8 protein-coding genes are annotated in these 11,894 nt (G+C 37.3%); 5 read left to right on the top strand and 3 right to left on the bottom strand.

The window, feature by feature from the left end; all coding sequences use genetic code 11:
* The first annotated feature begins 130 nt into the window (after positions 1 to 130).
* From pbpC to NBRC110019_RS10790, 5 genes are all read left to right on the top strand, one after another.
* On the top strand, positions 131 to 2,479 hold the full coding sequence (gene pbpC / locus NBRC110019_RS10770; protein ID WP_281754898.1) for a penicillin-binding protein 1C: 2,349 nt from the start codon (positions 131 to 133) through the stop codon (positions 2,477 to 2,479).
* A 70-nt stretch (positions 2,480 to 2,549) separates the two neighbouring features.
* Entirely contained in the window at positions 2,550 to 3,056 is a 507-nt protein-coding gene (locus tag NBRC110019_RS10775; protein WP_281754755.1) for a GbsR/MarR family transcriptional regulator, read from the top strand.
* Positions 3,057 to 3,076: 20 nt separating this feature from the next.
* Entirely contained in the window at positions 3,077 to 4,207 is a 1,131-nt protein-coding gene (locus tag NBRC110019_RS10780; protein WP_281754757.1) for an efflux RND transporter periplasmic adaptor subunit, read from the top strand.
* Positions 4,208 to 4,225: 18 nt separating this feature from the next.
* Positions 4,226 to 7,378, top strand: a complete 3,153-nt coding sequence (locus tag NBRC110019_RS10785) for an efflux RND transporter permease subunit (protein ID WP_281754758.1) — start codon at positions 4,226 to 4,228, stop codon at positions 7,376 to 7,378.
* A gap of 2 nt (positions 7,379 to 7,380) precedes the next feature.
* Complete coding sequence (locus tag NBRC110019_RS10790; protein ID WP_281754760.1) at positions 7,381 to 8,808, top strand: efflux transporter outer membrane subunit; 1,428 nt, start codon at positions 7,381 to 7,383, stop codon at positions 8,806 to 8,808.
* Positions 8,809 to 8,920: 112 nt separating this feature from the next.
* Here the strand turns inward: NBRC110019_RS10790 and NBRC110019_RS10795 are convergent, their stop codons facing one another.
* From NBRC110019_RS10795 to NBRC110019_RS10805, 3 genes are read right to left on the bottom strand one after another with little or no spacing between them, the layout of a single operon-like run.
* A complete protein-coding gene (locus NBRC110019_RS10795) occupies positions 8,921 to 9,946 on the bottom strand; it encodes a potassium channel family protein (RefSeq protein WP_281754762.1) in 1,026 nt (341 codons plus the stop codon).
* Positions 9,947 to 9,952: 6 nt separating this feature from the next.
* Entirely contained in the window at positions 9,953 to 10,318 is a 366-nt protein-coding gene (locus tag NBRC110019_RS10800; protein WP_281754764.1) for an S-adenosylmethionine decarboxylase, read from the bottom strand.
* An 11-nt stretch (positions 10,319 to 10,329) separates the two neighbouring features.
* Entirely contained in the window at positions 10,330 to 11,874 is a 1,545-nt protein-coding gene (locus NBRC110019_RS10805) for a polyamine aminopropyltransferase (RefSeq protein ID WP_281754767.1), read from the bottom strand.
* Between the last annotated feature and the right edge of the window lie 20 nt (positions 11,875 to 11,894).

Below are 11,894 nucleotides of genomic sequence, written 5' to 3' on the forward strand. Positions count from 1 at the left end.
AAATTTTAAATTTACATAAACAGCCTATGACATACTTTCTAAGTTTCAATGTGATAAAAATCTTAGAATATATTTCGTTGCTGCTTAGACTTTTATAAATACACTCTAGTTAATTACTCTTTTGAAAGTAATATCAAAATCTTTAAACTGGTTTAAAAAACATCCTATTCGGAATACTATCATTGCATTGCTCTTGGTTTGGTACTATTTCTGCCTACCTAATACCCTATTCAAAGAGCCTACCTCCACTGTGGTTGAAACAAAAGACGGGCATTGGATTGGCGCTAAAATTGCCGATGACGATCAATGGAGATTTCCTGAAGTAGATTCAGTTCCCGAAAAATTCAAACAATGTATTCTACTCTTTGAAGATGAATATTTTTATTACCATCCCGGAGTCAACCCGGTATCTATGAGTAAAGCAATGATAGCCAACATAAAGGCTGGTAAAACGGTTAGAGGAGGTAGCACCTTAACACAACAAGTAATACGCCTTTCCAGAAAAGGACAACCTAGAAGCTATTTCGAAAAAATTAAAGAATCTATTTTAGCCACCCGACTAGAGTTGCGTTATTCAAAAGATAAAATTTTAGCCTTGTATGCCTCCCACGCCCCTTTTGGTGGTAATATAGTAGGACTTAATATTGCTGCATGGCGATATTTTGGTATACAACCTCAACAATTATCGTGGGCAGAAAGCGCTACCTTAGCTGTATTGCCTAATGCCCCTGGTATTATCTATCCCGGTAGAAACCAAGCTACGCTATTGGAGCGCCGTAACACTCTTCTTAAAAAACTAAAAGACAAAAATATTATAGACAATACAACCTATGAGCTGGCAATTGCAGAAGATTTACCTCAAAAAGCATATGGTATACCAAAACTAGCACCACACCTTACAGAATACTTAACCAAAAAACATAAAGGTGAAAAAATTGCTACCACCATACAGTATAAATTACAACAAGACGTAAACGCCATTGTTGGCAAACATTATGCACAACTAAAACAAAATCATGTATACAATGCTGCCGTATTAGTATTAGATGTTCATACCAGAGATATACTGGCTTATGTAGGTAACACTGCTACCGACAGGCTACATGAGAAAGATGTAGATATGATTCATGCTCCCAGAAGTACAGGAAGCGTATTAAAACCATTGCTATATATGGCCATGATGGATGAAGGCGAATTATTACCAGAAATGTTAGTAGCCGACATCCCTACTGAAATAGCAGGCTATAGTCCACAAAACTTTAACGAAACGTATAGTGGGGCTGTTCCTGCAAGTGAAGCATTAGCGCAATCATTAAATATTCCTGCAGTTCGTTTATTACAGGAACATGGTCTTGAAAAATTTAGAGATGAACTTGACTATTTTAAGCTTAGAGATATCAACAAACCCGCTCATTATTATGGTTTACCTTTAATTTTAGGAGGTGCAGAAAGCAACCTTTGGGACTTGTGCAAAACATATGCTTCATTAGCCGCAACGGTACATAATTTTAATAACACTTCAAGCGAGTATTACAGCCATGAATTTACCGAACCAAATGTACTTGCCAACACAAAAAAAGATTTTGGAAGCAAAATACAGCACAAAAATATTTTTGATGCCGGAAGCATCTACGCAACACTACAGGCTATGAAAAAAGTGAACAGACCGGAAGATGAAGTTTCGTGGGAGTACTTTGAGTCGTCCAAAGAAATTGCCTGGAAAACGGGTACTAGCTTCGGAAACAAGGATGCTTGGTCTATTGGTGTTACACCCGATTATGTGGTTGGTGTTTGGGTAGGTAATGCAGATGGAGAAGGCAGACCCCAAATAACCGGAGTACGCAGTGCTGCACCCATACTTTTTGATGTGTTTGAATTGTTACCCAAATCGGCATGGTTTCAACCTCCTTATGACGAATTAGTGGAACGCTCTATTTGTAAACAAAGTGGATATTTAGCCTCTTCTATTTGCCAAAAAACTACACAATGGATTCCAACATCCGGTACCAAAAGTACCGTATGCCCTTACCACCACTTAGTACATTTAGATGCTAAAAAACAATATCGGGTAAATGCTTCTTGCGAAACGGTAGACCAAATAGTCAATGAGTCTTGGTTTACATTACCTCCATTAATGGAATACTACTACAAACGTAGCCACGCTACTTATAAGGTTTTACCACAATACCGAAAAGATTGTACAGGACGAGTAGAAAAGAACATGGAATTTATTTACCCAAAAACAGACGGTATTATAACACTCCCTAAAAACTTTGATGAAACTACCAATGATCTCGTTTTAAAAATAGCCCACAGAAATCCAAGAACGAACGTTTTTTGGTACCTAGATGGCACATACATAGGGGTTACCAAACAATTTCATGAAATGAGTATTAGCCCAAAGAAAGGCAACCATATGATTACTGCTTTAGACGAAGACGGATATCAAATTATCAGACTCATAAAGATTAACAAATAATTAACTTCCTTTTGGTTCGGTAAATACCGAACCAATCGTAATTTTGCATCACAATTTAGATTCATGTATTATGAATAGTGATGATTTAGAGAAAGAAAAAAGATTATTAATAGAAAAAATGGGCGTCTTCTTTGAGAATTGGGATACCTTATCTCCCTTGTCTTCAAGAGTCTTTGCACTATTAGCATTATCGCTAGAAGATGGTGTTACATTTGAAGAAATTAAAGAAACTCTTGGAGCCAGTAAAAGCTCTATTTGTACAAATCTTCAACTCTTACAATCTAAAGGAAGAATTGATTACTGCACTAAACCTGGCGACCGTAAACGCTATTTTAAGATAGATGATCAACAGATTATGACTCGCCTTGATGAAAAGATTGAAGATTGGAAACAAGAGAAAATTCTACACGAAAAAGTATTGTCTTATAAAGAAAAAGTCCTCGCCTTAAATAAAATAAATATTGAAGACAACAGCAATTTAAAAATTAAAATCTCATACAATAAACACTACATAGAGTTTACTGAAGCTATGATAGAAGATCTGAAAAAATTAAAACAAAACTTACTAGACATTTAAAAATGCGAAAAAAAAAATTGATGAGAAAAAAAGCCTTTACTCGAATAATGGCATTAGGTCTAACAACAGCATTACTTGTTAGTTGTGGGAACGAAAACGCGCAACAGCAAGCTCCAGCACAAGCAAGCGCCACACCTGTTTCGCTAATTACCATACCAAGTAAAACAGTTACAGGGTATAAGAGCTACCCTACTAGTATAGAAGGTATTATTAATAGTGGTGTACGTGCCAAAGTACAAGGATACATACAGCAAGTATTAGTAGATGAAGGACAAAAAGTGAAAAAAGGACAACCGCTATTTAGACTAGAAACCCAAAGTTTAAATCAGGATGCTGCTGCTGCTAAAGCTAATGTAAATGCCGCTCAGGTTGAAGTTGACAAATTAAAACCTCTTGTTGAAAAGAACATTATTAGTAATGTACAATTAGAAACTGCCAAAGCACAATTACAACAAGCTAAAAGCAGTTATGAAAGTATTATGGCTAATATTGGGTATGCAACAGTAAAAAGTCCGATTGATGGGTATGTAGGAAGCATCCCATACAGACAAGGTACTTTAGTGGGCTCTACTGATGCTACTCCATTAACTACAGTAACCGAAATTAAACAGGTATATGCATACTTCTCTATGAATGAATCGGACTATTTGAGCTTTTTACAAAATACACCAGGTGCAACAAAACAAGAAAAAATAGCAAACTTCCCAGAGGTTTCTCTTGTACTAGTTAACGGAAGTACCTATGAAGAAAAAGGAAAAATAGAAACTGTTACCGGACAAATTAACTCGAATACTGGTACCGTAAGTTTTAGAGCTGTTTTTGAAAATCCAAAAGAACTACTTACCAACGGAAATAGCGGAACCATTAAAGTTCCGGTAATTTATAAAGACAGCCCGGTAATCCCTCAAAATTCAACGTTTGAGCAACAAGGGAACATTATGACCTATACGGTATCTGCAGACAATAAAACCGTTTCTACCTTAATAAAAACCAAAGCTACTGTAGGAAATCTATATGTAATAGAATCAGGTCTTAAAAAAGGGGATAAAGTGGTAGCAGAAGGGGTTAGCAAGCTGCGCCCGGGAGCCGGTGTACAACCAACCGAAGTTCCCTTTGACAGCATTGCGAAACCAATAAAAATATTGTTTTAAAAAAGAAGCTATTAAATCATGTTAAAAACATTTATAGAAAGACCTGTGCTCTCTACAGTTATATCTATCATCTTAGTTATTCTGGGAGTATTAGGACTTACCACCCTTCCTGTGGAAGAATATCCAGATATTGCTCCGCCAACGGTAAAAGTATCGGCTGCCTATAAAGGTGCTAGTGCCGAAACCATATTAGAAAGTGTTATTATTCCTATTGAAGAGCAAATTAACGGGGTAGAAGGTATGACGTATATTACGTCTACAGCAACCAACTCGGGTACTGCCGAAATTACAGTATACTTTGATCAGGATACGGATCCAGACATTGCAGCGGTAAACGTACAAAACCGTGTTGCCCTAGCAAGCCCATTGTTACCCGCTGAGGTAACACAAGCAGGGGTTACTACAAAAAAACAACAAACCAGTTCGTTGATGTTTTTGTCGTTTTACTCTACCAACCCTGATTATGATGCCACTTACTTAAACAACTACTTAAACATTAACGTAGTTCCTGAGTTTAAAAGAGTATCTGGTGTTGGGGATGTAAATGTATTCTCGGAGCAAACATATGCCATGCGTATTTGGCTAAAACCTGAAAAACTTCAGGCCTACGGACTTTCTCCGGCAGACATTTCATCTGCTATCAACGAGCAAAGTCAAGAAGCAGCAGCTGGTTCGTTAGGTGAAAACAACGGAGAAGCATTTTCATATACCATTAAATATAGCGGTAGATACAAGTATGAGAACCAATATGAAGATATTATCATAAAATCAATTGGTAACGGACAGTTCCTACGCCTTAAAGATGTAGCCGATATTCAACTTGATGCACAATCGTATAAAACAAACTCACAAACAAAAGGGTATCCTAGTGTGAGTATGGCAATTTACCAAACCAAAGGTTCTAACGCCCAAGAGATTATTGAAAACATTAAGACTCGTATAGAAGAATTAAGATCCGATTTTCCAGAAGGTATAGAGGTATTTATCCCTTTTGATACCAACGCGTTTTTAACAGCTTCTATTGATGAAGTAGTACGTACCTTATTTGAAGCATTTATACTAGTATTTGTGGTGGTATTCATCTTCTTACAAGATTTAAGATCTACCTTAATTCCGGCAATTGCAGTACCGGTTTCCATTGTAGGTACTTTCTTCTTCCTTAACTTGTTTGGATACTCTATAAACCTTTTAACCTTGTTTGCCCTTGTACTGGCAATTGGTATTGTAGTGGATGATGCCATTGTTGTTGTAGAGGCAGTGCATGCCAAGATTGACCAAGGTGCTAACAACGCCAAAACAGCAACATTGAATGCCATGCACGAAATTTCGGGTGCTATAGTTTCTATTACCTTAGTAATGGCGGCTGTATTTATTCCGGTAACCTTTATCACTGGGCCTACAGGTGTATTCTATGAGCAATTTGGTATTACCTTAATTGTATCCATCATAATCTCTGCGGTAAACGCTTTAACGTTGAGTCCGGCATTGTGTGCTTTATTATTGAAAGGACATGATGAATTGGAACACAATCATGAGAAGAAAACACTCTTACAACGTTTCTATGACGCCTTTAACCGTGGATTTAATGCTACTATTAACCGTTACGGTAAATCATTATATTTTTTATACAAAAACAAATGGATTACCTTCTTACTAATTATCCTTTCAGGAGTTGGTATTTGGTGGGCTTCTAACAATACCAGAACCGGTTTTGTACCTAATGAAGATAGAGGTATTGTGTTTGCCAATGTAGAATTACCTGCGGGTTCATCTTTAGACAAAACACGTGAAGTTACGGATGCCTTATACGAAAAAATAAAAGACATTCCAGGTATAGAAGGTATCAGCCTTGTAGACGGATTCAGTTTATTAGGTGGTTCGGGTAGTAACTATGCTTTAGGATTTATAAAATTAAAAGACTGGTCAGAACGTAAAGACCCGTCTATGTCTTTAGAGGCCATCCAAGGTCAGTTATATGGCTTAGCACAATCGTTGCCAGATGCTACCATCTTATTCTTTGGCCCTCCTAGTGTATCAGGATTTAGTATGTCTGCAGGAGTAGAAGTAAACCTTCTAGACCGCACCGGGGGAGATCCAATAGAACTAGACAAAGCCAAAAATGAGTTTATTGGTGCCCTAATGAAACACCCAGAAGTAAAATATGGGCAATCATCATTCAACACCAATTATCCGCAATACGAAATGGATATTAATATGCCATTGGCAAAACAAACAGGGGTTTCTGTAAATACTATTTTCGCTACATTACAAGGATATATTGGAGGTATTTATGCTGCCGATTTCTCAAGATTTGGTAAACAATATCGTGTGTACATTCAATCGTATCCATCAGATAGAACAAACACCTCCGATCTTGATAAAATGTTTGTAAAAACAAGCAGCGGAGAAATGTCTCCATTAAGTCAGTATGTATCTTTAAAAAGAGTATACGGGCCACAATCTGTTACCCGTTTCAACTTGTTCAACAACACCAAAATTAACGTTGCCATGAACAATGGTTATAGTTCTGGTGATGGTATTAAAATTGTAGAAGAAGAAGCTGCCAAGCTGGGTTCTAACTATGGTATTGCCTATTCTGGCTTAACACGTGAAGAGGTAAATGCTGGTAGCCAAACCTTAGTAATCTTTATTCTTTGTGTGGTATTTGTATACTTTTTACTTGCGGCACAATACGAAAGTTACTTACTACCACTTTCGGTAATTTTATCGTTACCATTAGGTATTTTTGGAGCCTACATTAGTACCAACTTAACCGGATTAGAAAACAACATCTACTTCCAAATTGCATTAATCATGCTGGTTGGTTTATTGGCTAAAAATGCCATTCTTATTGTGGAGTTTGCCATTCAAAGACGACGCCAAGGAGAATCTATTGTAGACTCGGCTATAGATGGTGCAAAAGCACGTTTACGTCCTATTTTAATGACCTCTTTTGCCTTTATCTTAGGATTAACGCCTTTAGTTATTGCTTCAGGAGTGGGTGCTGAAGGTAACCGATCTATTGGTACCGGTGCTGTAGGTGGTTTATTAATTGGTACCATCTTAGGATTATTTGTGATTCCAATCCTTTATATCATGTTCCAATGGTTACAGGAAAAAATCTCAGGCGGACCAAAATTTGTTGAACAAACAGAAAATGAAAACATATAACAATGAAATTCATTAAAAATAAAAATATTTGGATCAGAACAGCCCTTATTGCTGTTCTGACCGTTACCCTGCAAAGTTGTTTTGTAGCTAAAGACTATCAACGTCCGGAGTTTGAAGAAACAACTAATTTATATCGTACCGATGAGTTACCGGCAGATAGTACTTCGTTGGCTGATGTTTCGTGGAAAGAACTGTTTACCGACCCACATTTGGCAGGATATATAGAAAGAGGTCTAGAAAATAATATTGATATTCGTGTAGCGCTTCAACAAATAAACGCTGCTCAGGCTTATTTAAAACAAGGTAAAAGCGGTTACTTCCCTACAATTACAGCAGGACCTAATTTTACACGTTCGTACATTTCAGAGAACGGACAACAAGGCGCTATGCTTAGCTCTTTAGGGGTAGATCATTTAGATCAATACGAATTGTCTGCAGATCTTTCATGGGAAGCTGACATTTGGGGTAAAATAAGAAGTAATAAAAGAGCTTACGAAGCTACCTACTTACAAAGTGTAGCAGCACACAAAGCAGTAAAAACAGCGTTGATAGCTCAAATTGCTACTACGTATTATACCTTGGTTTCTTTAGATGAGCAATTACGTATTACCGAACAAACCGTAGCTACCAGAACACAGAGCGTTGAAACGATTAAAGCGTTAAAAGAAGCCGGACAACAAAATCAGGTTGCTGTAGACCAAACAGCAGCACAGTTGTACAGTGCGCAAGCGTTAGTGGTAGACCTTAAAAATACTATTTTTCAGGCAGAAAACACCTTGGCTATTTTGCTAGGTGAAACCCCTCAACACTATGAAAGAGGTACTTTAGAGAACGAAACCATTACAACTGAATTGAAAGTGGGCGTACCGGCTGAGTTACTTCGTAACAGACCCGATGTTATTGCCGCTGAATATGGATTGATTAACACCTTTGAATTAACCAATGTTGCCAAAAGCAACTTTTATCCTTCGCTTACCTTAACGGCAAGTGGCGGGTTACAAAGTCTAACTTTTGACAACTGGTTTACTGGCAACTCATTTTTTGCCACATTAGTTGGAGGTATTACCCAACCCATTTTTAATAAAAGACAAATTAAAACCCAGTACGAAGTTGCTCAGTCACAACAAGAACAATCGTTGTTGAATTTTAAGCAAACCTTACTAACTGCTGGTAAAGAAGTTTCAGAATCATTATACACCTATAATGCTGAAGTAGAAAAATACGGATACCTGAATTTACAGGTACAGGCATTACAAAATGCCGAAACAAACTCAGAAGAATTGCTTAATAATGGATATGCCACGTATCTTGATTTACTTACTGCGAGAGAAAGCCGTTTAAGTGCCGAACTCAATTTAATTGATAGCAAATTACAACAACTATTAGCAGTAGTAAACTTATACGAAGCCCTTGGTGGTGGATGGCAATAAGCAATTTTTTACATTCCCCTCACATTTTATACCCCCCTTAGGAGCTCATGCTTTTAAGGGGTTTTTTACAGCGATATATAGGTTTTTAAATTTACTCAATAATTGAGATTAACTACTTCCCTTCCTTCACGCCAAAAGCTTTCTCTAAATGCTTTTTGCTTACTCCGTTAGAAATTAAAATCACATAATCGTTTTCGGTAAGCACAAAGTCAGATGGTGGATTTTTAATTACTTTTCCATGACTTACTATTCCAATAGCAATAGCATTAAACTCCTTTTTGAGTCCTAAGAAGATATCCATAAACGATTTTTGAAAGTACATCCCCGAGGTATTAATTTTATACTGCTGCATATCAAAATCATTTTCGGTTCTGCTGGTGGTAATTAAATCCTCTGTATAAGAAGCCACTTCCGGTTCAAAAATATAGCTGGCTACCAAACGGCTTGCCACCGTGGTTTGTGATACTACATATTTAATTCCGGCATTTACAAAGGTTTCTTTTAATTCCGAATTTTTACAAGTTACTACAACATCCACGTTCGGATATTTTTTCTTCAAGTTCAATACATACACCAAGGTATCGGTATCTTCATCAAAATTTAAGAAGACTGCTTTCGATTTGGTCAGGTTAATTTTGTCGTAGGCTTCGTCATTGTTATAATCGGCAAACATGGCAAAGCAGTTATCAAAATGAAAAACATCTTTTATAAGATCAAGCTTTTCTTTAGAGTTAACCAGAAAAGCCAGTTTATGTCCTGTAGCAACAATTTGAGAGGCCACCTGTCTACCAAAATCGTTATACCCGATAATCACATAATGATTTTCAAAATTAGTACCCCAAAAGCCCGTTTTCTTCTTTTCCATATATAGATTGAACTTGTTTGTAATTTCCCCTATTAAATATCCTAAAACACCAATACTACCAATTACCAGCGTAAGACTAATAACCTTACCTACCGGAGTTACCGGATACGAGTCTCCGTACCCAACTGTGGTAAGGGTTACAATAGCATACCAAAGGGCATCGGTAAATCCTTTTATGTTACTTGCTTCACTCTGCGACTCTACTACCCCAATACCATAAATAGCCAATAGGTAGATAAAAACCGCCAGTAAAAAGTAATTCCATTTTTTCATATGTGCTTATGTAGCCGGTTTAAAGGGTTGCCCATTATAGGCAATATCTTCCTTTTTAACTTCTAAACCTGATTCTTCCAGTAAGTTAAAAAAAACTTTTGTCTTCTCCTCGTTACAACCACTAAGCTCCAAATAGCTATAGTCACCATCTGGGAAAGTGTGAATTGCCAAATGCGACTCTGCCAACAACCACAATGCTGTGTACCCTTTTACCGGAAAGTAATGCTCTACAAAATTGAGCACTCTAAACTCGGCCTTTTCCAATAAGGTATCACCCATTGTTTTTAGCAGGTCGGTATCGGTATTATGAATCCAAACCCTGATGGAAAAAATATGAGGAAGGACTGTTTTATGTGATAGTTCTACTGACATGTTTTTTCTTCTTAATATAAATCCCAATTTCCTTTTAAATAATATTGATACAGCACCGGATGATGAATACTGTTTACCTCTACTCCTTCGGTATCTTTTAACCAATAGGTGTCTTTTCCAAACGAAGTGATTAATTGCATAGCCTCGTTATCTATCCATTGTGTTGGTACACTAAAGTGTACCCTTCTAAGCGTACTTTGCAAATCGGGGTACGGCGATTGTTTTTGCCCTAAGCTCCAACCCCATTCCCCCATAGTAACTACCTGATTGTGTATTGGTACCGTAGTAAAACCGGCAGCAGCCATGGTGGTTTCTATACACTGAAATGCCTTGGTAGCAAAGTACGGACTCCCTGCCTGAGTGATAATTACGCCTTGCGGACGTAACTGACGATAACACATTTCATAAAACTCCTGACTGTACAATCTGCCTAACTCAACGGTTCTAGGATCTGGTAAATCTATAATAATTACATCATAGGTATCGGTATCCTTTTGAATATACTGAAACCCATCTGTATTTACAATGGTTACCTTCTCGTTATTTAAAGAGTTCTGGTTAAGTTTGGTAAGTACCGGAGAGGTTTGCCCTAATTTGGTCATTTCTGGGTCTAAATCAATTAGCTTCACGCTCTCTACCGTAGGATATTTTAAAATTTCGCGCACTGCACAACCATCGCCACCTCCTAAGACCAATACCTTTGCAGGATGCGGATGCAACGTCATTGCCGGATGTACCAAAGGTTCATGATACATTACCTCATCACGAGTACACAATTGCTGGTTACCGTTAAGGTATAACCAGTAATCATCTTTCCATTGGGTCATTACAATACGCTGATAAGTTGTTTGCTTTTGGAAAATTACCTTGTCTTTGTACTTCGCTTGTTCTCCAAATTGTATGATAGGCTTTGCCATAAACAACCCGCCAACCAACACTATTAAAACAAAAATACCCGAGGGTATAAATGTCTTTTTATCAGAGCTTGAGAAGAGCTTCCACAATACCAACATAAGCAATACAGCTACAGAGAAATTAACTAACCCTAACACAAAAGGTGTATACGTTAACCCTAATATAGGCAACCCAATAAAGGCAAAAAACACCCCGCCTAAAAGACTTCCGTAGTAATCGTTTTCAAGAATGTTTGATATATTATAGCGAAGTTGCTCAAACTCCTCATTAATTCTAATAACCAAAGGCACCTCCATACCTATAAGCATACCAATACCTATAGCCAACATATAAATAATAAGTCCGTACGCATCTGAATAGGCCGAAATGGTATACACCGCCAAAGGCGAAAAAGCTACTAGTATAGACAGGGTAAACTCTACCAGTAAAAATTTTTTAAGTAAATTGGTATGAAAACTTTTACTCACCCTGCTTCCTAACCCCATAGAAAACAGCATTAGTGAAATAATCATAATCCACTGAAAAATGGAATCTCCAAGGAAATACGTAGCCAGCGTAGACAATATATACTCTGCCACCACACCCGAAAATCCGGTAGCAAAAATGGCTGCTTTTAAAAGCGTTGATTTTTTAGTAAACAAATTAGCTTTTTATTTAAACT

The sequence above is a fragment of the Neptunitalea chrysea genome, from assembly GCF_027924145.1.
Lineage (GTDB): Bacteria > Bacteroidota > Bacteroidia > Flavobacteriales > Flavobacteriaceae > Neptunitalea > Neptunitalea chrysea.